Origin of the sequence: [Anoxybacillus] calidus (assembly GCF_013760845.1) — a bacterium.
GTDB classification, from domain to species: Bacteria; Bacillota; Bacilli; order Bacillales; family Anoxybacillaceae; genus Paranoxybacillus; species Paranoxybacillus calidus.
Genome location: NZ_JACDUU010000013.1, coordinates 23,454 through 46,120, shown reverse-complemented (window position 1 = coordinate 46,120; position 22,667 = coordinate 23,454). Strand labels below are relative to the sequence as shown.

Annotated in this window: 35 protein-coding genes and 1 pseudogene; all 36 read right to left on the bottom strand. The window is 40.7% G+C overall.

Going from position 1 to position 22,667, the window contains the following annotated elements:
* Window positions 1-109 (bottom strand): annotated as a pseudogene (locus HNQ85_RS16890) (DNA-directed RNA polymerase subunit alpha); the annotation flags it as partial.
* A 171-nt stretch (window positions 110-280) separates the two neighbouring features.
* Window positions 281-670 carry a 30S ribosomal protein S11 gene (gene rpsK, locus HNQ85_RS16885; protein WP_181538872.1) on the bottom strand — a complete coding sequence of 130 codons (390 nt, stop codon included), beginning with the start codon at window positions 668-670 and terminating at the stop codon, window positions 281-283.
* Window positions 671-695: 25 nt separating this feature from the next.
* Window positions 696-1,061 (bottom strand): 30S ribosomal protein S13, encoded by a 366-nt coding sequence (gene rpsM / locus HNQ85_RS16880; RefSeq protein WP_044895215.1) that lies wholly within the window; start codon window positions 1,059-1,061, stop codon window positions 696-698.
* Window positions 1,062-1,082: 21 nt separating this feature from the next.
* On the bottom strand, window positions 1,083-1,196 hold the full coding sequence (rpmJ, locus tag HNQ85_RS16875) for a 50S ribosomal protein L36 (protein WP_066207081.1): 114 nt from the start codon (window positions 1,194-1,196) through the stop codon (window positions 1,083-1,085).
* 33 nt (window positions 1,197-1,229) lie between these two features.
* Window positions 1,230-1,448 carry a translation initiation factor IF-1 gene (gene infA, locus HNQ85_RS16870; protein WP_003178377.1) on the bottom strand — a complete coding sequence of 73 codons (219 nt, stop codon included), beginning with the start codon at window positions 1,446-1,448 and terminating at the stop codon, window positions 1,230-1,232.
* Window positions 1,426-1,755, bottom strand: a complete 330-nt coding sequence (locus tag HNQ85_RS16865; protein ID WP_181538871.1) for a KOW domain-containing RNA-binding protein — start codon at window positions 1,753-1,755, stop codon at window positions 1,426-1,428. Before HNQ85_RS16865 ends, infA begins: the two co-directional genes overlap by 23 nt.
* A gap of 15 nt (window positions 1,756-1,770) precedes the next feature.
* The gene (map, locus tag HNQ85_RS16860) at window positions 1,771-2,517 is read right to left on the bottom strand and encodes a type I methionyl aminopeptidase (RefSeq protein WP_181538870.1); all 747 of its coding nucleotides are present in this window, start codon (window positions 2,515-2,517) and stop codon (window positions 1,771-1,773) included.
* On the bottom strand, window positions 2,517-3,167 hold the full coding sequence (locus HNQ85_RS16855) for an adenylate kinase (RefSeq protein ID WP_181538869.1): 651 nt from the start codon (window positions 3,165-3,167) through the stop codon (window positions 2,517-2,519). Before HNQ85_RS16855 ends, map begins: the two co-directional genes overlap by 1 nt.
* 56 nt (window positions 3,168-3,223) lie before the next feature.
* On the bottom strand, window positions 3,224-4,516 hold the full coding sequence (gene secY, locus HNQ85_RS16850) for a preprotein translocase subunit SecY (protein WP_181538868.1): 1,293 nt from the start codon (window positions 4,514-4,516) through the stop codon (window positions 3,224-3,226).
* A complete protein-coding gene (rplO, locus tag HNQ85_RS16845; protein WP_181538867.1) occupies window positions 4,516-4,956 on the bottom strand; it encodes a 50S ribosomal protein L15 in 441 nt (146 codons plus the stop codon). The genes secY and rplO overlap by 1 nt, the downstream gene beginning before the upstream one ends.
* 33 nt (window positions 4,957-4,989) lie before the next feature.
* Window positions 4,990-5,178, bottom strand: coding sequence for a 50S ribosomal protein L30 (gene rpmD / locus HNQ85_RS16840; protein WP_044895209.1), 189 nt, complete (start codon window positions 5,176-5,178; stop codon window positions 4,990-4,992).
* A gap of 13 nt (window positions 5,179-5,191) precedes the next feature.
* Complete coding sequence (gene rpsE / locus HNQ85_RS16835; RefSeq protein WP_003397684.1) at window positions 5,192-5,692, bottom strand: 30S ribosomal protein S5; 501 nt, start codon at window positions 5,690-5,692, stop codon at window positions 5,192-5,194.
* A gap of 19 nt (window positions 5,693-5,711) precedes the next feature.
* A complete protein-coding gene (rplR, locus tag HNQ85_RS16830) occupies window positions 5,712-6,074 on the bottom strand; it encodes a 50S ribosomal protein L18 (RefSeq protein WP_181538866.1) in 363 nt (120 codons plus the stop codon).
* A 32-nt stretch (window positions 6,075-6,106) separates the two neighbouring features.
* Window positions 6,107-6,643, bottom strand: a complete 537-nt coding sequence (gene rplF, locus HNQ85_RS16825; RefSeq protein WP_181538865.1) for a 50S ribosomal protein L6 — start codon at window positions 6,641-6,643, stop codon at window positions 6,107-6,109.
* 29 nt (window positions 6,644-6,672) lie between these two features.
* A complete protein-coding gene (gene rpsH / locus HNQ85_RS16820; protein WP_181538864.1) occupies window positions 6,673-7,071 on the bottom strand; it encodes a 30S ribosomal protein S8 in 399 nt (132 codons plus the stop codon).
* A gap of 32 nt (window positions 7,072-7,103) precedes the next feature.
* Window positions 7,104-7,289, bottom strand: coding sequence for a 30S ribosomal protein S14 (gene rpsN / locus HNQ85_RS16815; RefSeq protein WP_003397678.1), 186 nt, complete (start codon window positions 7,287-7,289; stop codon window positions 7,104-7,106).
* Window positions 7,290-7,323: 34 nt separating this feature from the next.
* On the bottom strand, window positions 7,324-7,863 hold the full coding sequence (rplE, locus tag HNQ85_RS16810) for a 50S ribosomal protein L5 (RefSeq protein WP_044895204.1): 540 nt from the start codon (window positions 7,861-7,863) through the stop codon (window positions 7,324-7,326).
* A 27-nt stretch (window positions 7,864-7,890) separates the two neighbouring features.
* Entirely contained in the window at window positions 7,891-8,202 is a 312-nt protein-coding gene (gene rplX / locus HNQ85_RS16805; protein WP_181538863.1) for a 50S ribosomal protein L24, read from the bottom strand.
* Window positions 8,203-8,239: 37 nt separating this feature from the next.
* Window positions 8,240-8,608 (bottom strand): 50S ribosomal protein L14, encoded by a 369-nt coding sequence (gene rplN, locus HNQ85_RS16800; RefSeq protein WP_181538862.1) that lies wholly within the window; start codon window positions 8,606-8,608, stop codon window positions 8,240-8,242.
* Between the two features lie 45 nt (window positions 8,609-8,653).
* Window positions 8,654-8,917, bottom strand: coding sequence for a 30S ribosomal protein S17 (rpsQ, locus tag HNQ85_RS16795; RefSeq protein ID WP_181538861.1), 264 nt, complete (start codon window positions 8,915-8,917; stop codon window positions 8,654-8,656).
* Window positions 8,918-8,940: 23 nt separating this feature from the next.
* Window positions 8,941-9,141 carry a 50S ribosomal protein L29 gene (gene rpmC / locus HNQ85_RS16790; protein ID WP_181538860.1) on the bottom strand — a complete coding sequence of 67 codons (201 nt, stop codon included), beginning with the start codon at window positions 9,139-9,141 and terminating at the stop codon, window positions 8,941-8,943.
* Window positions 9,131-9,565 carry a 50S ribosomal protein L16 gene (gene rplP, locus HNQ85_RS16785; protein ID WP_044895199.1) on the bottom strand — a complete coding sequence of 145 codons (435 nt, stop codon included), beginning with the start codon at window positions 9,563-9,565 and terminating at the stop codon, window positions 9,131-9,133. The genes rpmC and rplP overlap by 11 nt, the downstream gene beginning before the upstream one ends.
* 2 nt (window positions 9,566-9,567) lie before the next feature.
* Window positions 9,568-10,224 (bottom strand): 30S ribosomal protein S3, encoded by a 657-nt coding sequence (gene rpsC / locus HNQ85_RS16780; protein ID WP_181538859.1) that lies wholly within the window; start codon window positions 10,222-10,224, stop codon window positions 9,568-9,570.
* A 3-nt stretch (window positions 10,225-10,227) separates the two neighbouring features.
* A complete protein-coding gene (gene rplV / locus HNQ85_RS16775) occupies window positions 10,228-10,569 on the bottom strand; it encodes a 50S ribosomal protein L22 (protein WP_181538858.1) in 342 nt (113 codons plus the stop codon).
* An 18-nt stretch (window positions 10,570-10,587) separates the two neighbouring features.
* Window positions 10,588-10,866 (bottom strand): 30S ribosomal protein S19, encoded by a 279-nt coding sequence (gene rpsS, locus HNQ85_RS16770; protein WP_044895196.1) that lies wholly within the window; start codon window positions 10,864-10,866, stop codon window positions 10,588-10,590.
* A 57-nt stretch (window positions 10,867-10,923) separates the two neighbouring features.
* Entirely contained in the window at window positions 10,924-11,754 is an 831-nt protein-coding gene (gene rplB, locus HNQ85_RS16765; RefSeq protein ID WP_044895195.1) for a 50S ribosomal protein L2, read from the bottom strand.
* A 27-nt stretch (window positions 11,755-11,781) separates the two neighbouring features.
* Complete coding sequence (gene rplW, locus HNQ85_RS16760; protein ID WP_009361492.1) at window positions 11,782-12,069, bottom strand: 50S ribosomal protein L23; 288 nt, start codon at window positions 12,067-12,069, stop codon at window positions 11,782-11,784.
* Window positions 12,069-12,692, bottom strand: a complete 624-nt coding sequence (gene rplD / locus HNQ85_RS16755; RefSeq protein WP_181538857.1) for a 50S ribosomal protein L4 — start codon at window positions 12,690-12,692, stop codon at window positions 12,069-12,071. The genes rplW and rplD overlap by 1 nt, the downstream gene beginning before the upstream one ends.
* A gap of 27 nt (window positions 12,693-12,719) precedes the next feature.
* Window positions 12,720-13,349, bottom strand: coding sequence for a 50S ribosomal protein L3 (gene rplC / locus HNQ85_RS16750; protein ID WP_181538856.1), 630 nt, complete (start codon window positions 13,347-13,349; stop codon window positions 12,720-12,722).
* Between the two features lie 32 nt (window positions 13,350-13,381).
* Window positions 13,382-13,690 (bottom strand): 30S ribosomal protein S10, encoded by a 309-nt coding sequence (gene rpsJ / locus HNQ85_RS16745; protein WP_009361489.1) that lies wholly within the window; start codon window positions 13,688-13,690, stop codon window positions 13,382-13,384.
* A gap of 371 nt (window positions 13,691-14,061) precedes the next feature.
* The gene (gene tuf / locus HNQ85_RS16740) at window positions 14,062-15,249 is read right to left on the bottom strand and encodes an elongation factor Tu (protein ID WP_181538855.1); all 1,188 of its coding nucleotides are present in this window, start codon (window positions 15,247-15,249) and stop codon (window positions 14,062-14,064) included.
* 127 nt (window positions 15,250-15,376) lie between these two features.
* Window positions 15,377-17,455, bottom strand: coding sequence for an elongation factor G (fusA, locus tag HNQ85_RS16735; RefSeq protein ID WP_181538854.1), 2,079 nt, complete (start codon window positions 17,453-17,455; stop codon window positions 15,377-15,379).
* Window positions 17,456-17,612: 157 nt separating this feature from the next.
* Complete coding sequence (gene rpsG / locus HNQ85_RS16730) at window positions 17,613-18,083, bottom strand: 30S ribosomal protein S7 (RefSeq protein WP_181538853.1); 471 nt, start codon at window positions 18,081-18,083, stop codon at window positions 17,613-17,615.
* 51 nt (window positions 18,084-18,134) lie between these two features.
* Window positions 18,135-18,557, bottom strand: a complete 423-nt coding sequence (rpsL, locus tag HNQ85_RS16725; protein WP_181538852.1) for a 30S ribosomal protein S12 — start codon at window positions 18,555-18,557, stop codon at window positions 18,135-18,137.
* Between the two features lie 103 nt (window positions 18,558-18,660).
* Window positions 18,661-18,909, bottom strand: coding sequence for a 50S ribosomal protein L7ae-like protein (locus tag HNQ85_RS16720; protein ID WP_181538851.1), 249 nt, complete (start codon window positions 18,907-18,909; stop codon window positions 18,661-18,663).
* A 136-nt stretch (window positions 18,910-19,045) separates the two neighbouring features.
* The gene (gene rpoC / locus HNQ85_RS16715) at window positions 19,046-22,651 is read right to left on the bottom strand and encodes a DNA-directed RNA polymerase subunit beta' (protein ID WP_181538850.1); all 3,606 of its coding nucleotides are present in this window, start codon (window positions 22,649-22,651) and stop codon (window positions 19,046-19,048) included.
* Between the last annotated feature and the right edge of the window lie 16 nt (window positions 22,652-22,667).

Here is a 22,667-nt window from a genome sequence, read left to right as displayed (position 1 = left end):
CCAAAGTTGTACCAAAACCACGCACAAGCCGATAAACGACGAATTTGCCATATGTGGCATCTTCGCTGATCTCAACCGTTTCGATTTTTGGCTTTTCGATTTCAATCATTATATAACCCTCCTTCAAAACGTCGAAACCCCGATCAAACGTTAAACGCCTAATCGAAATTCCCCCATGAATAAGTTCCCGAATGTGCACAACAACTGGTTTAAATTTCTCTGCAAGAATTTATATATCATATCCCATTATTGACAAGGATACAAATTCTATACAGAGAAATTAAACACGGCGACGTTTTGGCGGACGGCATCCGTTATGTGGTACAGGAGTAACATCTCTAATTGCTGTAATTTCTAATCCAGCAGCTTGAAGTGCACGGATAGCAGCTTCACGACCAGCACCAGGTCCCTTTACATTTACTTCAACAGTTTTCATGCCATGCTCCATAGAAGCTTTTGCAGCAGCTTCTGCAGCCATTTGCGCAGCGAATGGAGTTGATTTGCGAGAACCTTTAAAACCTAACGCACCAGCACTTGACCAAGAAATTGCGTTACCATGAACGTCAGTAATTGTTACGATTGTGTTGTTGAATGTAGAACGAATGTGAGCAATACCAGATTCAATATTCTTTTTCACACGGCGTTTACGTGTATTTGTTTTACGTGCCATTAATTCATTTACCTCCTTTTCTCAATTATTTTTTCTTGTTAGCTACAGTGCGGCGTGGACCTTTGCGTGTACGAGCATTGTTTTTCGTATTTTGACCACGAACTGGTAAACCACGACGATGACGAAGACCACGATAGCAGCCGATTTCCATCAAACGCTTAATGTTTAAAGATACTTCACGACGAAGATCTCCTTCAACTTTTAGACGGTCAACGATTTCACGAATTTTACCTAATTCTTCTTCTGTTAAATCGCGAACGCGAGTGTCTTCAGAAACACCTGCTTCCGCTAAGATTTTTTGCGCAGTTGGTTTTCCGATACCATAGATATATGTTAAAGAAATAACTACACGTTTATCACGAGGAATATCTACACCTGCAATACGTGCCATGTTACATACACCTCCTTAAAATTATCCTTGTTTTTGTTTGTGTTTTGGATTTTCGCAAATAACCATGACTCTTCCTCTTCTACGAATAACTTTGCATTTTTCGCAGATTGGTTTAACAGATGGTCTGACCTTCATGTTTCTTACCTCCTTATTAGTCCGGAGTGTTTATTATTTATATCGATACGTAATTCTACCACGAGTTAAATCATACGGAGATAATTCTACCGTAACTTTGTCTCCAGGTAAAATGCGAATGAAGTGCATTCGAATTTTTCCAGAGACATGCGCTAATACCGTATGTCCATTTTCCAATTCAACTTTGAACATTGCATTTGGTAACGTTTCAACAACAGTGCCTTCCACTTCAATTACATCGTCCTTCGCCATTGAACGGCTCTCCCTTCTTTGTAACATATTCATTGGCAAATTTCGTTAATGCATAACGCAATTTGCCGTTTGTCACACGACCAGTTTCCATAATGCTGTTTTGAACTTCCAAAGAAATGTAATCCAGCAACCGAATGTGCTGTACATTTTTCCGCTTTGGAAAATCAAATTTACGTCTACTTCCATCTGCAAGAAGGACAAAGCGTTCATCTATAACATGAATGACTACTGCATACTGTCCCGCATCACGTCCGTGCGTAATTTGTACAATTTGCCCCACTTGGCACGGTGAGCATTTTCTTGGCAACCATCTCACCTTCTATTAAAGGGTCGTCAAAATTTCATAACCGGTCTCCGTGATAGCGATCGTATGCTCAAAATGCGCACACATTTTACCGTCCACTGTAACAACTGTCCAATTATCTTCAAGTGTTCGCACATAGCGACTTCCCGCATTTACCATCGGTTCGATACATAAAACCATTCCAGGTCTCAGTCTAGGTCCTTTATTAGGTGGACCATAATGCGGAATTTGCGGGTCCTCATGTAAGTTTTGACCAATTCCATGCCCAACATACTCACGGACTATCGAAAAATGATGAGCCTCTACGTATGTTTGAATAGCATGAGAAATATTAGATAGACGGGCACCTGGTTTTGCCTCTTGTAAGCCCTTGTATAACGACTGTTCTGTTACGTCAAGAAGCTTTTGTGTTTCCTCAGAAATTTTACCGACCGGGTATGTCCAGGCAGAATCACCGTGATAACCATTATATTTAGCTCCAATATCAATGCTGATAATGTCGCCTTCCTTTAATACTCGGTCACCGGGAATACCGTGAACCAATTGTTCGTTCACAGAAGCACAAATGCTTCCAGGGAATCCATTATATCCTTTGAAGGAAGGAATAGCACCATATTGGCGGATGACTTTCTCAGCAATATGGTCAAGCTCCTTCGTTGTAATTCCTGGCTGAATGTGCTTTTTTAACTCTTGATGAGTTAAAGCAACAATTCGCCCAGCTTCACGCATGATTTCAATTTCACGTGGGGTTTTGCAAATAATCATTATTGTAAACCCCCGAGCAGTTCGCTAATATCTTCGAATACTTTATCGATTTCTTGCTGGCCGTTAATATTACGCAAGTAGCCTTTTTCTTGATAAAAATCGAGCAATGGCTTTGTTTGCTTTAAGTTCACCTCAAGACGATTTGCCACTGTTTCTTCATTATCATCAGCACGTTGATAAAGCTCACCGCCACATTTGTCACAAACCCCAGATTGAGCAGGCGGATTAAACACTAAATGATATGTCGCACCACAATCTTTGCAAATACGTCTTCCTGTTAAACGCTCCATTAAAATATCTTTATCAACATCAATGTTGATAACATAGTCGATAGAGCGGTTAAGTTCAGCAAGAATATTTTCAAGTGCCTCTGCTTGAGCTACAGTTCGTGGAAACCCATCAAGCAAAAATCCTTTTTGACAATCGTCTTTGCTTAAGCGTTCACGAACGATTCCAATTGTGACTTCATCAGGCACAAGATCTCCTCGGTCCATATATGACTTAGCTTTCAATCCTAAAGCTGTACCTTCCTTAATCGCAGCGCGAAACATATCACCTGTAGAAATATGGGGAATTCCATATTTCTCTACAATTTTTTCCGCTTGAGTACCTTTTCCGGCACCCGGCAACCCCATCAAAACTAAATTCATCCTTGTTCCCCCTCAGCTCTATGTGAGGTAAAGGGAATAAATATTCCCAAAACCTCTTACTTAATAAATCCTTTATAATGACGTTTTACGAGTTGACTTTCAAGCTGTTTCATCGTTTCAAGTGCAACACCGATAACGATAAGCAAGCTTGTTCCACCAATTCGAGCAGAAGGCGGCAATTCAGCAATTTTAGCAAAGAAGACAGGAAGAACAGCGATTGCTGCTAAGAATAATGAACCAACAAACGTGAGTCGATAAAGAACTTTTGTTACATACTCTTGCGTGTTTCTTCCTGGACGTATACCTGGAATGTAACCACCTTGCTTCTTTAAGTTCTCCGCCATTTGTTCCGGGTTCACTTGAACAAATGCATAGAAATACGTAAAGGCAATAATTAATGCCACATATATAATCATACCAACTGGTTGTGTATAATCAAATGTTTTCCTAATCCACAATGTTACATCATTAGAGCCGAAAAACGATGCAATCGTCGGTGGAGTAATAACAAACGACACCGCAAAGATAACAGGAATAACACCTGCCGGATTTACTTTAAGCGGTAAATGAGTAGAGTGACCACCCACTGAGCTACGTCCTTCTAAGCGCTTTGCATATTGAATCGGAATTTTCCGAAGCGCTTGCTGCATATAAATAACTCCGACAATAACTGCAACAACAGCCAATGCAATGAGAAGTACCGTAACAATTCGTAAGAACAAATCTTCGCCAGCATTTTCAAATTGCTGTGCGTAAATTTGGTTAAGAGTAGATGGGATACCTGAAACAATTCCTGCAAAGATGAGAACGGAAATTCCGTTTCCTACACCTTTAGCAGTAATTTGTTCTCCCAACCACATTAAAAATGCTGTACCAGCAGTTAAAACTGTTGCAATTAACAAATACGTTCCTATTCCAGGGTTTTTAATCAATAATCCTCCTGCAAGGTTATTGAAGCCGTAAGACATACCAAGTGCTTGAATAAAACCAAGCACAATCGTAAAGTAGCGGGTAAACTGAGCTAATTTACGCCTTCCAACTTCTCCTTGTTTGGACCATTCTGTAAATTTAGGAACAACATCCATCTGTAACAGTTGTACAATGATGGATGCTGTAATGTAAGGCATAACTCCCATCGCAAAAATAGAGAAGTTTTGCAAAGCTCCTCCACCGAATGTATTCAAAACACCAAACACATTCACTTGATCTTGGAGCTTTAACACATCAGTGTTCACGTTCGGTACGGGAATAAATGTACCGATGCGAAAAACAATCAACATAAGAAGGGTGAAAATAATTTTCTTTCTTATATCACCCACGCGCATAAAATTGGAGATTGTTTGAAACATTAAATCACCTCAGTTTTACCGCCAGCAGCTTCAATTGCTTCTTTTGCAGCAGAGGAGAACTTATGTGCTTTTACTGTTAATTTTTTCTCGATTTGGCCGTTACCTAAAATTTTCACGCCAGCTTTTAATTTGCTGACAACACCTGTTTCAAGTAAAAGTTCAGGTGTTACTTCTGTACCGTCTTCAAAACGGTTAAGTGCATCAAGGTTAACAATCGCATACTCTTTACGACTAATGTTTGTAAATCCACGTTTTGGAAGACGACGGAATAAAGGAGTTTGACCACCTTCAAAGCCAATTCTTACGCCGCCGCCAGAGCGAGCTTTTTGACCTTTTTGACCTCTACCAGAAGTTTTACCGTTACCAGAACCGATACCACGACCAACACGATTACGTTCTTTACGAGAACCCGGTGCTGGTTGTAATTCATGAAGTTTCATCGCGAGGCACCTCCTTATAGTTAAGAATATCGATTATTCTTCTACTTCTTCCACTTTTACAAGGTGAGAAACTTTATTAACCATTCCGCGGATTGCCGGATTATCATTATGAACAACAGTTTGATGCAATTTTCTTAATCCTAATGTTTTTACAGTAATACGTTGATCTTCAGGACGACCGATAACGCTACGAGTGAGGGTGATTGCTAATTTTTTCGCCATTTTATTTCCCTCCTTATCCTAACAGTTCCTCAACTGTTTTACCGCGTAACTTCGCTACGTCTTCAGCACGTTTTAATTGTTTTAAACCGTCAATTGTTGCACGTACCATGTTAATTGGTGTGTTAGAACCAATTGATTTTGATAAGATGTCGCTAATACCTGCTAACTCCAATACAGCACGTGCAGGACCACCAGCGATAACTCCTGTACCTTCAGAAGCAGGCTTTAAGATAATTTCACCTGCACCGAAATGACCGATTACTTCGTGAGGAATCGTTGTGCCAACGATTGGTACAGTGATTAGGTTTTTCTTAGCGTCCTCAATTGCTTTGCGAATAGCATCTGGAACTTCTTGAGCTTTTCCTGTTCCGAATCCAACATGCCCGTTCTTGTCACCAACAACAACTAAAGCAGCGAAACGGAAACGACGTCCACCTTTTACTACTTTTGCTACGCGGTTAACGGCAACAACGCGTTCTTCAAGTTCAAGTTTGTTTGGATCAATGCGACGCATCTCTGTCCCTCCTTTGTTATTAGAATTCTAAACCAGCTTCACGAGCAGCGTCAGCAAGAGCTTTTACACGTCCATGATATAAATATCCGCCACGGTCGAATACAACAGATTTAATACCTTTCTCTAACGCACGCTTTGCAACTAATTCGCCAACTTTTTTAGCTGCTTCAACATTGCCTGTTGACTCTAAGTTCAATTCTTTATCTAATGTAGAAGCGCTCACAATCGTTACTGCTTTCATATCATCAATTACTTGAGCGTAAATGTGTTTGTTAGAACGGAACACATTTAAACGCGGACGCTCAGCAGTTCCGAACACTTTTCTACGAACACGAGCATGTCTTTTTTTGCGAACTGCATTTTTATCAAGCTTAGTGATCATTTATGTCACTCCTTTCATTTACCTAAGCAGCATTATTTACCAGTTTTACCTTCTTTACGACGTACAACTTCACCTTCGTAACGGATACCTTTTCCTTTATAAGGCTCTGGAGCACGTACCGCACGAATGTTGGCTGCTAATTCACCAACACGTTGTTTGTCCGCACCTTTAACGATAATTTTTGTTTGAGACGGAACTTCGATTTCAAGACCTTCTTCTGGCTCGATTTCAACAGGATGAGAGTAGCCAACGTTAAGTACAAGTTTTTTACCTTGTTTAGATGCACGATAACCGACACCGATTAGCTCAAGGCCTTTCTCGTATCCTTTAGAAACTCCTTCGATCATGTTTGCTAAAAGGCTACGAGTTGTGCCGTGAAGAGCGCGATGCTCTTTTTCATCGCTCGGACGAGAAACTGTTAAAACGTTATCTTCTAATTTAATTGTCATATCAGGATGGAAAGTGCGAGTAAGTTCGCCTTTCGGACCTTTTACCGTAACTGTGTTGCCATTCACTGTAACTGTAACACCAGCAGGAATCTCAAGTGGTTTTTTACCAACACGTGACATACATTACACCTCCATTCGTAAAAAGACTATTACCAAACGTATGCTAATACTTCGCCGCCAGTACCTTTTTGACGTGCTTCTTTATCAGTTAATACGCCTTGAGAAGTAGAAAGAATCGCGATACCTAAACCGTTCAATACGCGAGGAACTTCATTTGCTTTTGCATAAACACGTAAACCAGGCTTGCTGATACGTTTTAAACCAGTAATAACACGCTCATTATTTGGACCGTATTTTAAGAAGATACGGAGGATACCTTGTTTGTTGTCCTCAATGTATTCTACATCACGAATGAAACCTTCGCGTTTTAAAATTTCTGCGATTTCCTTTTTAAGTTTAGAAGCAGGAACTTCAAGTTTCTCGTGACGTACCATGTTCGCATTACGAATGCGAGTAAGCATATCTGCAATTGGATCTGTCATCACCATTATTTTTACCTCCTTCCCAATTCACGGGTTGATTACCAACTTGCTTTTTTAACACCAGGAATTTGACCTTTGTAAGCTAACTCACGGAAACAAATACGGCAAAGTTTAAATTTGCGATACACAGAGTGTGGACGTCCGCAACGTTCACAACGAGTGTACGCTTGAACTTTAAACTTTGGCGTACGTTTTTGTTTCGCAATCATTGATTTTTTAGCCACGTTTTCGCCTCCCTCTTTTTGCGATTGGGATCCATTATTTTTGGAATGGCATACCAAGTAAAGTTAATAACTCACGAGCTTCTTCGTCAGTTTTTGCTGTTGTAACGATTACGATATCCATACCGCGCACTTTGTTTACTTTATCGTAATCAATTTCAGGGAAAATTAATTGTTCTTTAATACCTAATGTATAGTTACCGCGGCCATCAAATGATTTTTTAGATACGCCACGGAAGTCACGAACGCGTGGAAGAGATACAGAAATTAATTTATCTAAGAATTCGTACATGCGCTCTCCACGTAATGTAACTTTCGCACCGATTGGCATACCTTCACGAAGACGGAAGCCAGCGATTGATTTTTTCGCGCGAGTTACAACTGGTTTTTGACCAGAAATTAACGCTAACTCTTCAACAGCGCTATCTAATGCTTTTGGATTTTGTACAGCATCACCAACACCCATGTTGATGACGATTTTTTCGATTTTTGGAACTTGCATTACAGATTTATAGTTAAACTTGCTCATAAGAGCAGGAGTAACTTCTTTTAAGAATTTTTCTTTTAGGCGGTTCATGTAAGTACCTCCCTTCCGACATCACGATTATTTATCTAAAATTTCACCAGATTTTTTCGCATAACGTACTTTTTTACCATCTACAATTTTATATCCTACACGAGTTGGTGTTCCTGTTTTAGGATCTAAAGGCATTACGTTTGATACATGAATAGGTGCCTCTTTGCTAATGATACCGCCCTGCGGATTTAGTTGAGATGGCTTTACGTGTTTTTTAACGATATTTACGCCTTCTACAAGCACTCGGTTTTTCTTAGGATATGCAGCAAGAACAACTCCTTGCTTTCCTTTGTCTTTACCAGAGATTACTTGTACTTTATCACCTTTTTTTACATGCATCTTAGTTCGCACCTCCTTGAAAGGCTTCTCGATTTTGTTAGATTACTTCTGGAGCTAAAGATACGATTTTCATAAAGTTGTTGTCGCGCAATTCACGAGCAACAGGTCCGAAAATACGTGTACCACGTGGGCTCTTATCATCACGGATAATTACGCAAGCATTTTCGTCAAAGCGAATATAAGAACCATCAGAACGGCGAACTCCGCGCTTTGTACGTACAACTACCGCTTTGACTACTTGACCTTTTTTAACAACGCCACCTGGTGTTGCTTCTTTAACTGTTGCCACCACAACATCGCCGATGTTTGCATAACGACGACCAGAGCCACCTAACACTTTAATAACAAGCACTTCACGTGCACCTGAGTTATCAGCAACTTTTAAACGAGATTCTTGTTGAACCATTTACGAGACCTCCCTTCGGAATTATATAACCGTTCCGAACAATAGTTAGATAATAACAGCTTTCTCCACAACTTCAACTAAACGGAAACGCTTTGTCGCAGAAAGCGGGCGAGTTTCCATGATTTTAACGATATCGCCAACTTTAGCTACATTGTTTTCATCATGAGCTTTGTATTTTTTAGAATACTTTACGCGCTTTCCATATAGAGGATGCTTTTTGTAAGTTTCTACAAGAACAGTGATCGTTTTATCCATTTTGTCGGATACAACACGACCAACATATACTTTGCGGTTATTGCGTTCACTCATTCCGCGAACCTCCTCTCAAGGTTTTATTTATTAGCAGCGATCTCTCTTTCGCGAATAATTGTTTTCATGCGAGCAATTGCTTTGCGCACTTCACGAATACGTGCAGTGTTTTCTAATTGACCAGTTGCTAATTGGAAACGAAGGTTGAATAACTCTTCTTTTAAAGATTTAATTTTTTGTTCAATTTCGGCAGTGGTAAGTTCACGAATTTCTTTAGCTTTCATTAGATTCACCACCAATTTCTTCACGTTTTACAAACTTACACTTCACAGGAAGTTTATGAGAAGCAAGACGCAATGCTTCACGTGCTACTTCTTCAGAAACACCTGCAACTTCAAACATTACCTTTCCAGGTTTAACTACCGCTACCCAACCTTCAGGCGCACCTTTACCGGAACCCATGCGCACTTCTAGAGGTTTTGCAGTATAAGGTTTTGAAGGGAAGATTTTAATCCATACTTTACCGCCACGTTTCATGTAACGAGTCATTGCACGACGAGCAGCCTCAATTTGACGGTTTGTAATCCAAGAAGATTCTAATGCTTGTAAACCGTATTCACCAAAATGTACTTCCGTACCGCCTTTCGCACGACCTTTCATACGTCCGCGATGTTCACGACGATATTTTACGCGTTTTGGCATTAACATGATTAATTTCCTCCTTCCTCAGTTTTCTTTTTAGTAGGAAGGACCTCTCCACGATAAATCCATACTTTGACACCGATTTTTCCGTAAGTTGTATCAGCTTCTGCTGTTGCATAATCGATGTCAGCACGCAATGTGTGGAGTGGAACTGTTCCTTCGCTATAATGTTCAGAACGAGCGATATCAGCACCGCCTAGACGACCAGATACCATTGTTTTAATTCCTAATGCACCAGCGCGCATAGTACGTTGAATCGCTTGTTTTTGTGCACGACGGAATGATACGCGGTTTTCGATTTGACGAGCGATATTTTCCGCTACTAATTTCGCATCTAGTTCTGGCTTTTTAATCTCAAGAATGTTGATATGAACACGTTTACCTGTTAATTGGTTAAGAGCTTTACGAAGCGCTTCAACTTCTGTACCGCCCTTACCGATAACCATACCAGGTTTTGCAGTGTGAATAGTGATGTTTACACGGTTTGCTGCACGTTCAATTTCGACACGTGAAACAGCAGCATCGCTTAAACGTTTCGTAATGTATTCACGAATTTTTAGGTCTTCATGTAAGAGGTCTGCGTAATCTTTTTCAGCGTACCATCTTGATTCCCAATCACGGATAATGCCGATACGAAGACCGACTGGATTCACCTTTTGACCCACTGATTATCCCTCCTTCTTTTCTGAAACAACAATTGTAATATGGCTCGTACGTTTGTTAATTGCGCTTGCACGTCCCATAGCGCGAGGGCGGAAACGTTTTAAAGTTGGACCTTCATCAACGTATGCTTTTGTGATTACTAATTTGTTAACGTCCATTTCATAATTATGTTCTGCGTTCGCTACCGCAGATTTTAACACTTTCTCAATGATTGGAGAAGCAGCTTTTGGAGTGTGGCGAAGAATAGCTACTGCTTCACCTACTTGCTTTCCTCGAATTAAATCAATGACTAAACGAGCTTTACGAGGAGCAATGCGTACTGTTCTCGCAACAGCTTTAGCTTCCATGAATGAATCCTCCTCTCATTAACGTTTTGTTTTCTTATCGTCGCCAGCGTGACCTTTGAATGTACGTGTTGGCGCGAATTCACCGAGCTTGTGTCCTACCATATCCTCTGTAATATATACAGGCACATGTTTACGGCCATCATATACAGCAATTGTATGACCGATAAATTGAGGGAAAATTGTTGAACGACGAGACCAAGTTTTAATTACTTGTTTTTGTCCAGTTTCATTCAACTTCTCAATCTTTTTCATTAAGTGATCATCACAGAAAGGACCTTTTTTCAAGCTGCGACCCATAAATGAACCTCCCTTCGTGATTGCTCTACGGTTCTTTTGAACCGTAGCTCAACCCCGTTATTTTTTACGACGACGTACAATGAATTTATCAGATTTATTTTTCTTCTTACGAGTTTTGAAGCCAAGAGTTGGTTTACCCCATGGAGTCATTGGTGACTTACGTCCGATCGGTGCTTTACCTTCACCACCACCATGTGGGTGATCCACTGGGTTCATTACAGAACCGCGAACTGTTGGACGAATTCCTAACCAACGAGCACGTCCTGCTTTACCAATGTTTACAAGCTCGTGTTGTTCGTTACCTACTTGACCGATTGTTGCACGGCAAGTTCCTAAAATCATACGAACTTCGCCAGACGCTAAACGAACAAGCACATATTTACCTTCTTTACCAAGAATCTGTGCAGATGTACCTGCAGAACGTACTAATTGTCCACCTTTACCAGGTTTTAATTCAATGTTGTGTACTAACGTACCAACAGGGATATTTGCAAGTGGTAATGCGTTACCTACTTTAATGTCCGCATCTGGACCAGACATGATTTCCATGCCTACTTCTAAGTTTTTAGGCGCAATGATGTAGCGTTTTTCACCATCTAAGTAGTGAATTAACGCGATGTTAGCAGAACGGTTTGGATCGTACTCGATTGTAGCAACGCGTCCTGGAATGCCATCTTTATCGCGTTTGAAGTCAATGATACGATATTGACGCTTATGACCGCCACCTTGGTGACGTACAGTTAACTTACCTTGGTTATTGCGACCGCCTTTTTTCTTTAAAGGCACAAGCAAAGATTTTTCCGGCTTATCAGTTGTGATTTCAGAGAAATCAAGAACTGTCATGCCACGACGACCGTTAGATGTTGGTTTATATTTTTTAATCGCCATGTCGTTTTCCCTCCTTCGCTTTTAAACTTACACTTCAAACAATTCGATTTCTTTGCTGTCAGGCGTTAATGTAACGATCGCTTTGCGACGGCGATTTGTAAGACCGCTATAACGACCTACACGCTTGAATTTACCTTTGTAGTTCATGATGTTTACTTTTGCAACTTTTACGCCAAAGATCGCTTCAATTGCATCTTTTACTTCTGTTTTATTAGCTTTCACGTCAACTTCAAACGTATATTTTTTCTCAGCCATTAATTCAGTTGAACGCTCAGTAATGACGGGGCGCTTAATAATATCGCGAGGATCTTTCATTATGCAAGCACCTCCTCTACTTTTTCCACTGCAGCTTTCGTGATCACAAGCTTATCGTGGTTAAGCACGTCAAGAACGTTAATTCCGTTTGCAGTAACAACTGTTACTCCAGGAATGTTGCGTGCTGATAATGTAATATTCTCGTTTACATCAGCTGTAACGATTAACGCTTTGCGATCAACAGAAAGATTATTTAGGATGTTCACCATTTCTTTTGTTTTTGGCGCTTCAAGAGTTAAGTTATCTAACACGATAATGTTGTTTTCAAGAACTTTTGAAGATAATGCAGATTTAATTGCTAAACGACGTACTTTTTTCGGTAATTTGTAGCTGTAGCTGCGTGGAACCGGACCAAATACTGTACCACCACCGCGCCATTGTGGAGAGCGAATAGAACCTTGACGAGCGCGTCCAGTACCTTTTTGGCGCCATGGTTTACGGCCACCGCCGCTTACCTCTGCACGATTTTTTGTTTTGTGAGTTCCTTGACGTAAGGAAGCACGTTGCATAATAACAGCTTCAAATAAAACATGCTTATTTGGCTCAATACCAAATACGGAATCGTTTAATTCGATTTCACCAATAGTTGCTCCGTTTTGGTTGTACAATGCTACTTTTGGCATTGGATAATTCCTCCTTTCTTAAAGAAGTTATTTCGCTTTAACCGCACTTTTGATGATTACTAATGCTTTTTTCGGACCAGGTACGTTACCTTTTACAAGAATTAAGTTGCGTTCTGCATCAACTTTAACAATCTTTAAGTTTTGAACTGTTACACGTTCGCCACCCATACGACCTGGAAGTTCTTTAGATTTGAATACACGGTTTGGAGCAATAGCACCCATTGAACCAGGACGACGATGGTAACGAGAACCGTGTGACATAGGTCCACGAGATTGTCCATGGCGTTTGATTGCACCTTGGAATCCTTTACCTTTTGAAATTCCTGTTACATCAACAACATCGCCTTCAGCGAAAATATCAACTTTGACTTCCTGACCAACTTCATAATCCGCAAGATTTACTCCACGGATTTCACGAATGAAGCGCTTAGGTGCAGTATTCGCTTTAGCAACATGCCCTTTTAAAGGCTTATTAGCAAGCTTTTCGCGTAAATCTTCAAAACCTAATTGGATTGCTTCATAGCCATCATTTTCGATTGTTTTCTTTTGAAGAACTACGTTTGGAGTAGCTTCAATAACCGTTACAGGAATTAAATCACCGTTTTCAGCGAATACTTGCGTCATGCCAATTTTTCTACCTAAGATTCCTTTGGTCATTCGTCACACCTCCTATAAAACTCGTTTTTAGATTAAAGTTTAATTTCAATATCTACACCAGACGGTAAGTCAAGACGCATTAAAGAATCCACTGTTTGTGGAGTTGGGTTTACGATATCGATTAAACGCTTGTGAGTACGCATTTCAAATTGCTCACGAGAGTCTTTGTATTTGTGAACAGCGCGTAAAATCGTATAAACAGTTCTTTCAGTTGGTAATGGGATCGGTCCAGACACAGTTGCACCTGAACGTTTTGCTGTTTCTACGATTTTCTCAGCAGATTGATCAAGGATTCGATGATCGTAAGCTTTTAAACGGATACGAATTTTTTCTTTTGCCATTATTTTCCCTCCTTCTTCGCCTATTTTAAAAATAGACATTCTCCGTGGAAATTCCCTCACACTCTCGCCATGGCAAAGCGGCCGGGTGTGTCAGCAACCTTCCACTTCATCGCAATTAAAGACCAACATTAGATATTATACAGATATCTAATGTAGATTGCAAGTAATTTCTCGCATGACCACACACTTCTTATATTATACATACAAAAAAATCCTATTTCAACTTCTCGTGAAATTATTAGAATTTTGTTGCATATACATATTTTAATTAAAGAAAAAGATGGATGGCTTAACTCCTGAAACTCTTTAATCTTTGAATCAAAAAAGAACAGGCTTGCTTTAGCAAGCCTGTTCCTTCAACCCTCTATCGATTATTCGATGATAGAAGATACAACGCCAGCGCCTACTGTGCGGCCGCCTTCACGGATTGAGAATTTTGTACCTTCTTCGATCGCGATTGGAGCGATTAATTCTACTGTCATTTCAACGTTGTCGCCAGGCATTACCATCTCTACGCCTTCTGGAAGAGTGATGATACCTGTTACGTCAGTTGTACGGAAGTAGAATTGTGGACGGTAGTTAGAGAAGAATGGAGTATGACGTCCACCTTCTTCTTTAGATAATACGTAAACTTCTGCTTTAAATTTAGTGTGTGGTGTGATTGTACCTGGTTTTGCAAGTACTTGACCACGTTGTACTTCGTCGCGAGATACACCACGAAGAAGCGCACCGATGTTGTCACCAGCTTCAGCTTGGTCAAGAAGTTTACGGAACATTTCTACACCAGTAACTGTTGTAGCTTTTGGCTCATCAGCAAGACCGATGATTTCAACAGCGTCACCAACTTTTAAGATACCGCGCTCAACGCGACCAGTAGCAACTGTACCACGACCAGTGATTGAGAATACGTCCTCAACTGGCATCATGAATGGTTTGTCAGTTTCACGTTGTGGAGTTGGGATGTACTCGTCAACAGCGTTCATAAGCTCAATGATTTTTGCTTCCCATTCAGCATCGCCTTCAAGAGCTTTTAACGCAGAACCTTTGATAACTGGGATTTCATCGCCAGGGAAGTCATATTCAGATAATAAGTCACGAACTTCCATTTCAACAAGCTCTAGTAATTCTTCGTCGTCTACCATATCGCATTTGTTTAAGAATACTACGATGTATGGTACACCTACTTGACGAGATAAAAGAATGTGCTCACGAGTTTGTGGCATTGGACCGTCAGCAGCAGATACTACAAGGATTGCGCCGTCCATTTGCGCAGCACCAGTGATCATGTTTTTAACGTAGTCTGCGTGACCTGGGCAGTCAACGTGTGCATAGTGACGAGCGTCAGTTTCATACTCAACGTGTGCAGTTGAGATTGTGATACCGCGCTCACGCTCTTCTGGAGCAGCGTCGATTTGGTCATAAGCACGAGCTTCTGCTTTACCTTGTTTTGCAAGAACTGTTGTAATAGCAGCTGTTAAAGTTGTTTTACCATGGTCAACGTGGCCAATTGTACCAATGTTAACGTGTGGTTTAGAGCGTTCGAATTTCGCTTTAGCCATTAGAAATATCCTCCTTAATGATAAATTTCAATATATAAAATATAGAATGCCTGGAAGCGAACACGCAAGCATATTCGCTTCCAAGTCTTACATAAGTATTTATACTTGAACAATGCTAGAAAATCAATTATTCACCTTTATTTTTTTTGATGATTTCCTCAGCAATGCTCTTAGGAACTTCTTCATAGTGGTCAAATACCATTGAGAATGTTCCGCGTCCTTGAGTGTTTGAACGCAATGAAGTTGCGTATCCAAACATTTCAGCAAGCGGAACCATTGCATGTACAACTTGTGCATTACCGCGAGCTTCCATACCTTCTACACGACCGCGGCGAGAAGTGATGTCACCCATAATATCTCCAAGATATTCTTCAGGGATGACTACTTCTACTTTCATAATTGGCTCAAGTAATACTGGATCACATTTTGCTGCTGCATTTTTCAATGCAAGAGAAGCAGCAATTTTGAACGCCATCTCACTTGAGTCAACATCATGGTAAGAACCATCAAATAGTTTTGCTTTAATATCTACTACTGGATATCCAGCAAGAACCCCATTTTGCATTGCATCTTCAAGACCTGCTTGGATCGCTGGGATGTACTCTTTTGGAACTACCCCACCAACGATCGCGTTTTCGAACTCGAATCCTTTACCTTCTTCATTTGGAGAGAATTCGATCCAAACGTGACCGTATTGACCGCGACCACCAGATTGACGCACAAATTTACCTTCAACTTGTGCAGATTTACGGAATGTTTCGCGGTACGCTACTTGTGGAGCACCAACGTTTGCTTCTACTTTGAATTCACGACGCATACGGTCTACAATGATATCAAGGTGAAGCTCACCCATACCAGCGATGATTGTTTGACCAGTTTCTTGGTCTGTCCATGCACGGAATGTTGGGTCTTCTTCTTGTAGTTTTTGTAGAGCTTGACCCATTTTATCTTGGTCTGCTTTTGATTTTGGTTCAATTGCAATTTGAATAACTGGCTCTGGGAATTGCATTGACTCTAAAATAACAGGATGTTTTTCATCACATAGAGTATCGCCAGTTGTTGTATCTTTTAAACCTACAGCCGCAGCGATGTCACCAGCGTACACTTTAGAAATCTCTTGACGATGGTTCGCATGCATTTGTAGGATACGACCGATACGTTCGCGTTTACGTTTTGTAGAGTTCAACACGTATGAACCAGAATCTAATGTACCTGAGTAAACGCGGAAGAATGTTAATTTACCAACATAAGGGTCAGTCATAATCTTGAACGCTAATGCTGAGAATGGAGCGTCATCGCTAGATTCACGAACTACTTCTTCTTCTGTACTTGGATCGACACCTTTGATAGCAGGTACGTCTATTGGGGAAGGTAAGTAGTCGATAACGCCGTCAAGCATTAACTGAACACCTTTGTTTTTAAACGCAGAACCGCAGAATACAGGGAAGAATTCAACGCTAACAGTTGCTTTTCGAATCGCAGCTTTAAGCTCTTCTACTGTAATTTCTTCCCCTTCTAAATATTTCATCATTAATTCTTCGTCAAGTTCTGCTACCGCTTCAATAAGTTTTCCACGATATTCTTCTGCAATATCTCTGTAATCTTCAGGAATTTCGATTTCTCGAATATCTTTACCAAGATCATCGTTATATTGGTAAGCAGTCATTTTTACTAAGTCGATAATTCCTGTGAATTGATCTTCCGCACCAATCGGTAATTGAACCGGATGCGCATTTGCTTCCAAACGATCATGAAGCGTTTTTACAGAATATAAAAAGTCTGCGCCAATTTTGTCCATTTTGTTTACGAATACAATACGTGGAACACCGTACGTAGTCGCTTGGCGCCATACTGTTTCAGTTTGTGGTTCTACCCCGGATTGTGCATCAAGTACAGCTACTGCACCGTCTAATACACGTAAAGAACGCTCAACTTCAACTGTGAAGTCTACGTGTCCAGGTGTATCGATAATGTTAATGCGGTGACCTTTCCATTGCGCAGTTGTTGCCGCAGAAGTGATTGTAATACCACGTTCTTGCTCTTGCTCCATCCAGTCCATTGTAGCTGCGCCTTCATGAACTTCACCGATTTTGTGAACGCGCCCTGTATAGAAAAGGATACGTTCAGTTGTTGTTGTTTTACCGGCATCGATATGAGCCATGATACCAATATTGCGAGTTTTTTCTAAGGAGAACTCTCTTGCCATCGTGGTTTTTTCTCCTTCCTTAAGTAAGTATCGTGTTTGAAAAAATTCATTCATATATAGGAAGATAGGTGAGTGTACGATAGAAATATTTCTATCGCCTTCACCTATTCCTAGTATATATCAATAGACATACGAAACAAAACAACAATAATGAAGATTACCAACGATAGTGAGCGAATGCTTTGTTCGCTTCTGCCATTTTGTGAGTATCTTCACGTTTCTTAACAGCTGCACCTGTGTTGTTTGCAGCATCCATAATTTCGTTAGCTAGACGCTCTTCCATTGTTCTTTCACCACGAAGACGAGCGTAGTTTACTAACCAACGAAGACCTAATGTTGTACGACGTTCAGGGCGCACTTCTACCGGAACTTGATAGTTAGCACCACCAACACGGCGAGCTCTTACTTCAAGAACTGGCATTACATTTTTTAAAGCTTGCTCAAAAACTTCCATTGGATCTTTACCTGTGCGCTCACGGATGATATCAAACGCAGTATAAAGAATTTTTTGAGCTTTACCTTTTTTACCGTCAATCATAATTTTGTTGATAAGACGTGTTACTAGTTTTGAATTGTAAATTGGATCAGGTAATACATCTCTTTTCGGAACTGGACCTTTACGTGGCATAGTTTTTCCTCCTTTCAAGAAAAAGTTATCTTTTTCTTAAATTATTTTTTATTACTTCTTAGCTGCTTTTGGTTTCTTCGTACCGTATTTAGAACGTCCTTGCATACGGTTTGCTACACCAGCAGTATCTAACGCACCACGAACGATATGGTAGCGCACACCTGGTAAGTCTTTTACACGTCCACCGCGAATTAATACAACGCTGTGTTCTTGTAAGTTATGACCGATACCAGGAATGTATGCTGTTACCTCGATACCGTTTGTTAAACGTACACGAGCATATTTACGAAGCGCTGAGTTTGGCTTCTTAGGTGTCATAGTACCTACACGTGTACATACACCACGTTTTTGTGGTGAAGAAACGTTAGTTTGCACTTTTTTGAAGCTGTTGTATCCTTTGTTTAACGCAGGAGATTTAGATTTTTCAACTTTTTTCGTACGACCTTTACGTACTAGCTGGTTAATTGTAGGCATTATGAATTTCCTCCCTTCACATCTAAGTTCAAGCCCACACATCCAGGCGGCTCATTTTTATACAAAAACAAAGTTTTTGTAGCCAAACCTACAAAAACAGTTTTTAACAAATAATCGCAACAGCGGCAGCTCCAACTTGGATTTTACATACCTTCCCAAGTTTTTTCATAGAGTCTACTTTCGTTACAGGAACGTTTGCTTCCTTTGCAGCTTCTAATACTTTATCAATAATGAATGAATCCGCATCTTCCGCAATAACAACTTCCTGTACTTTTCCCTCTTTTAGAGCTCTCACTGTTTGTTTGGTTCCTACAATGATTTGTTTAGCCTGCAATACTTTTTCATAAGACATGAAACATATCCTCCAAAGTACCAGGTTTTTGGAACACCTTTATTACATTAACATTTTCTCAAGGCGTTGTCAACTTCATTTATTAAAAATTTGTTACCGGCAAGAACTGTGCTTGCCGGTAACAATGTATAAGCGATTACTTGCTTGTTGTCACTACATCTTCACCAGTGTTTGACTTCTTAATTACTGGTTTTACTTTACGATAACGTGCCATTCCTGTTCCAGCAGGCACTAACTTACCAATAATAACGTTTTCCTTAAGGCCAAGTAATTCGTCACGTTTGCCTTTAATTGCTGCATCTGTAAGCACTCTCGTTGTTTCTTGGAAAGATGCAGCAGATAGGAATGAGTCTGTTTCAAGCGATGCTTTTGTAATACCAAGTAATACCGGACGAGCTGTTGCCGGTGTTTTGCCTTCAAGCAACGCTTTAGCATTGACATCTGTAAATTGATGTACATCAAGCAACGTGCCTGGAAGTACGTCCGTATCACCTGCATCAATGACACGAACTTTCCGAAGCATTTGACGAACCATTACTTCAATATGTTTATCACTAATTTCTACCCCTTGCATTCGGTACACTTTCTGCACTTCACGCAACAAGTATTCTTGAACAGCGGTAATATCTTTTACCTTTAGGAGCTCCTTCGGATCAATTGAACCTTCTGTTAGCTCTTGACCCCGCTCTACTTGCTGACCTTCTTGAACTTTTAATCTTGCACTATACGGAGCTGTATACGTGCGTGTTTCTACTTCGCCTTGTACAACAATTTCTTGTTGACGGTCGCGAGTTTCATTAATAGCAACAACCACACCGTCAATTTCTGAAATGACCGCTTGACCTTTTGGATTACGCGCTTCGAACAATTCTTGAACACGCGGTAAACCTTGAGTGATATCGTCTCCTGCTACACCACCAGTGTGGAATGTACGCATCGTTAATTGTGTACCAGGTTCACCGATGGATTGAGCGGCGATAATACCAACCGCTTCCCCAACTTCTACTTCTGCACCTGTAGCTAGGTTACGGCCATAACATTTCTTACATACTCCATGACGCGTATTACATGTAAACGCAGAGCGAATCCAAACTTGGTCAATACCTGCCTTAATAATGGCGTTAGCAATATCTTCAGTGATCATTTCATTTTCCCGAACAAGGATTTCACCTGTTTCCGGATGTTTCACTGTTTTTCTCGCATATCGACCAACTAAGCGCTCTTCTAACTTAACAATGACCTCACTTCCATCCGTTAACGCTCTTACAAGTATACCTCGATCCGTACCACAATCATCTTCACGAACAATCACATCTTGAGCAACGTCAACGAGACGTCTTGTGAGATAACCAGAGTCAGCCGTTTTCAGCGCTGTATCGGCAAGACCTTTACGCGCACCATGCGTTGAAATAAAGTACTCTAATACCGTTAAACCTTCACGGAACGAAGATTTAATCGGCAATTCAATAATGCGTCCCGCTGGGTTAGCCATGAGACCACGCATACCCGCAAGCTGCGTAAAGTTCGATGCGTTACCGCGAGCACCGGAGTCGCTCATCATAAAGATTGGGTTGCGTTTATCCAATGATTCCATTAACTTGCTTTGAATTTTGTCTTTCGCAGCACTCCAGATAGAGATGACACGCTCATAACGCTCGTCTTCAGTAATTAAACCGCGTCTAAATTGCTTTAAGACCGTGTCTACTTTGGCTTGTGCTTCTTGTAAAATCTCTTGTTTTTCCGGCAATACAACGATATCGGCGACACCGATTGTGATACCGGCTTTCGTTGAATATTTGAAACCAAGGTCTTTCATGCGGTCAAGCATTTTAGACGTTTCCGTAATTTTGAAACGCTTAAACACTTCCGCGATGATGTTTCCAAGAATCTTTTTCTTAAATGGAGGAACAAGCTCGCGTTTGCGAATTTCCTCTTTTACATTTACACCTTTATCAAGGAAGTACTTATCAGGAGTACGTTCCTCTAGGTTTTCTTTTGTAGGTTCGTTAATGTAAGGGAAAGACTTCGGTAAAATTTCGTTAAAGATTAATTTACCAACCGTCGTAATTAATAATTTATTATTTTGCTCTTCAGTGAACGTTTCATTTTTCAATGAACCTGCGTGCACGGCGATACGGCTGTGAAGATGCACATAACCATTATGGTAAGCTAAAAGCGCTTCATTCGTATCTTTGAACACCATTCCTTCACCGATTGCACCTTCACGTTCCATCGTTAGGTAATAGTTACCTAATACCATGTCTTGTGATGGAGTAACAACCGGTTTTCCATCTTTAGGGTTTAAGATGTTTTGTGCTGCGAGCATGAGCAAGCGAGCTTCTGCTTGCGCCTCCGCTGATAACGGAACGTGTACCGCCATTTGGTCACCATCGAAGTCCGCGTTATATGCTGTACATACAAGCGGATGCAAGCGAATGGCACGACCTTCAACAAGTGTAGGTTCGAACGCTTGAATACCAAGTCTGTGTAAAGTTGGAGCACGGTTCAAAAGTACAGGATGTTCTTTAATAACCGATTCTAAAACATCCCAAACTTCTGGTTGAACACGTTCGATTTTTCGTTTTGCGCTCTTAATGTTGTGAGCTAAACCTCTTTCTACAAGCTCTTTCATCACGAATGGCTTAAAGAGCTCAAGCGCCATTTCCTTCGGAAGACCGCATTGATACATTTTTAAGTTTGGTCCTACAACGATAACGGAACGACCAGAATAGTCAACACGTTTACCAAGTAAGTTTTGACGGAAGCGACCTTGCTTACCTTTTAGCATATGAGAAAGAGATTTTAACGGACGGTTTCCAGGACCTGTAACTGGACGACCACGACGACCGTTATCAATTAGCGCATCAACCGCTTCTTGAAGCATGCGTTTTTCGTTTTGCACAATGATATTTGGTGCTCCAAGATCTAGAAGTCGTTTTAAGCGGTTGTTACGATTAATGACACGACGATATAAATCATTTAAATCGGATGTCGCAAAACGACCGCCATCCAGTTGAACCATCGGGCGCAATTCTGGCGGAATAACCGGAAGGACATCTAATACCATCCATGCCGGATCGTTTCCAGAATTCCGGAATGCTTCCAACACTTCAAGACGTTTAATTGTTCGAGCACGACGTTGTCCTTGAGCTGTTTTTAATTCTTCTTTTAGTGCCTCTACTTCTTTTTCAAGATCAATATCTTGAAGAAGCTTTTTAATCGCTTCAGCTCCCATAGAAGCTTGGAATGACTGTCCGTACTTTTCGCGATATGCACGATATTCTTTTTCAGAAAGCAATTGCTTTTTCTCAAGCGGAGTATCTCCAGGATCAGTAACTACATAGGAAGCAAAGTAAATTACTTCTTCCAAAGCCCGCGGGGACATGTCTAAGACAAGTCCCATGCGGCTTGGAATTCCTTTGAAATACCAAATATGTGAAACAGGGGCTGCCAGTTCAATATGGCCCATTCGTTCACGACGAACTTTGGCACGAGTGACTTCAACACCGCAACGATCACAAACAACGCCTTTATAACGCACGCGCTTATATTTACCGCAATGACACTCCCAGTCTTTTGTTGGACCAAAAATACGCTCACAGAATAGCCCATCTTTTTCAGGTTTTAATGTACGATAGTTAATCGTTTCAGGTTTCTTTACTTCACCGTATGACCAAGAACGAATTTTTTCTGGTGAAGCAAGTCCGATTTTCATATACTCAAAATTATTTACATCTAGCAAGGGGCCTACCTCCCTC

What these genes read in the sequence shown, in the direction of transcription:
- rplE (WP_044895204.1), bottom strand. Translation starts at nt 7,863, where the DNA reads ATGAACCGCCTAAAAGAAAAATTCTTAAAAGAAGTTACTCCTGCTCTT.
- rpmD (WP_044895209.1), bottom strand. Translation starts at nt 5,178, where the DNA reads ATGGCGAAAAAATTAGCAATCACCCTCACTCGTAGCGTTATCGGTCGT.
- HNQ85_RS16855 (WP_181538869.1), bottom strand. Translation starts at nt 3,167, where the DNA reads ATGAATTTAGTTTTGATGGGGTTGCCGGGTGCCGGAAAAGGTACTCAA.
- rplR (WP_181538866.1), bottom strand. Translation starts at nt 6,074, where the DNA reads ATGATCACTAAGCTTGATAAAAATGCAGTTCGCAAAAAAAGACATGCT.
- rplB (WP_044895195.1), bottom strand. Translation starts at nt 11,754, where the DNA reads ATGGCGATTAAAAAATATAAACCAACATCTAACGGTCGTCGTGGCATG.
- rplP (WP_044895199.1), bottom strand. Translation starts at nt 9,565, where the DNA reads ATGTTAATGCCAAAACGCGTAAAATATCGTCGTGAACATCGCGGACGT.
- rpsQ (WP_181538861.1), bottom strand. Translation starts at nt 8,917, where the DNA reads ATGAGTGAACGCAATAACCGCAAAGTATATGTTGGTCGTGTTGTATCC.
- map (WP_181538870.1), bottom strand. Translation starts at nt 2,517, where the DNA reads ATGATTATTTGCAAAACCCCACGTGAAATTGAAATCATGCGTGAAGCT.
- rpsE (WP_003397684.1), bottom strand. Translation starts at nt 5,692, where the DNA reads ATGCGTCGCATTGATCCAAACAAACTTGAACTTGAAGAACGCGTTGTT.
- rplW (WP_009361492.1), bottom strand. Translation starts at nt 12,069, where the DNA reads ATGAAAGATCCTCGCGATATTATTAAGCGCCCCGTCATTACTGAGCGT.
- rplX (WP_181538863.1), bottom strand. Translation starts at nt 8,202, where the DNA reads ATGCATGTAAAAAAAGGTGATAAAGTACAAGTAATCTCTGGTAAAGAC.
- rpsG (WP_181538853.1), bottom strand. Translation starts at nt 18,083, where the DNA reads ATGCCACGTAAAGGTCCAGTTCCGAAAAGAGATGTATTACCTGATCCA.
- infA (WP_003178377.1), bottom strand. Translation starts at nt 1,448, where the DNA reads ATGGCGAAGGACGATGTAATTGAAGTGGAAGGCACTGTTGTTGAAACG.
- rplF (WP_181538865.1), bottom strand. Translation starts at nt 6,643, where the DNA reads ATGTCACGTGTTGGTAAAAAACCACTTGAGATTCCTGCTGGTGTTACA.
- HNQ85_RS16720 (WP_181538851.1), bottom strand. Translation starts at nt 18,909, where the DNA reads ATGTCTTATGAAAAAGTATTGCAGGCTAAACAAATCATTGTAGGAACC.
- rplO (WP_181538867.1), bottom strand. Translation starts at nt 4,956, where the DNA reads ATGAAACTTCATGAATTACAACCAGCACCGGGTTCTCGTAAAGAACGT.
- rpsS (WP_044895196.1), bottom strand. Translation starts at nt 10,866, where the DNA reads ATGGGTCGCAGCTTGAAAAAAGGTCCTTTCTGTGATGATCACTTAATG.
- rpsL (WP_181538852.1), bottom strand. Translation starts at nt 18,557, where the DNA reads ATGCCTACAATTAACCAGCTAGTACGTAAAGGTCGTACGAAAAAAGTT.
- rpmC (WP_181538860.1), bottom strand. Translation starts at nt 9,141, where the DNA reads ATGAAAGCTAAAGAAATTCGTGAACTTACCACTGCCGAAATTGAACAA.
- tuf (WP_181538855.1), bottom strand. Translation starts at nt 15,249, where the DNA reads ATGGCTAAAGCGAAATTCGAACGCTCTAAACCACACGTTAACATTGGT.
- rpsJ (WP_009361489.1), bottom strand. Translation starts at nt 13,690, where the DNA reads ATGGCAAAAGAAAAAATTCGTATCCGTTTAAAAGCTTACGATCATCGA.
- rpsM (WP_044895215.1), bottom strand. Translation starts at nt 1,061, where the DNA reads ATGGCACGTATTGCAGGTGTAGATATTCCTCGTGATAAACGTGTAGTT.
- rpsH (WP_181538864.1), bottom strand. Translation starts at nt 7,071, where the DNA reads ATGGTGATGACAGATCCAATTGCAGATATGCTTACTCGCATTCGTAAT.
- rplC (WP_181538856.1), bottom strand. Translation starts at nt 13,349, where the DNA reads ATGACCAAAGGAATCTTAGGTAGAAAAATTGGCATGACGCAAGTATTC.
- rplN (WP_181538862.1), bottom strand. Translation starts at nt 8,608, where the DNA reads ATGGTTCAACAAGAATCTCGTTTAAAAGTTGCTGATAACTCAGGTGCA.
- rplD (WP_181538857.1), bottom strand. Translation starts at nt 12,692, where the DNA reads ATGCCAAAAGTAGCATTGTACAACCAAAACGGAGCAACTATTGGTGAA.
- rpmJ (WP_066207081.1), bottom strand. Translation starts at nt 1,196, where the DNA reads ATGAAGGTCAGACCATCTGTTAAACCAATCTGCGAAAAATGCAAAGTT.
- secY (WP_181538868.1), bottom strand. Translation starts at nt 4,516, where the DNA reads ATGTTTCAAACAATCTCCAATTTTATGCGCGTGGGTGATATAAGAAAG.
- rplV (WP_181538858.1), bottom strand. Translation starts at nt 10,569, where the DNA reads ATGGAAGCTAAAGCTGTTGCGAGAACAGTACGCATTGCTCCTCGTAAA.
- rpsK (WP_181538872.1), bottom strand. Translation starts at nt 670, where the DNA reads ATGGCACGTAAAACAAATACACGTAAACGCCGTGTGAAAAAGAATATT.
- fusA (WP_181538854.1), bottom strand. Translation starts at nt 17,455, where the DNA reads ATGGCAAGAGAGTTCTCCTTAGAAAAAACTCGCAATATTGGTATCATG.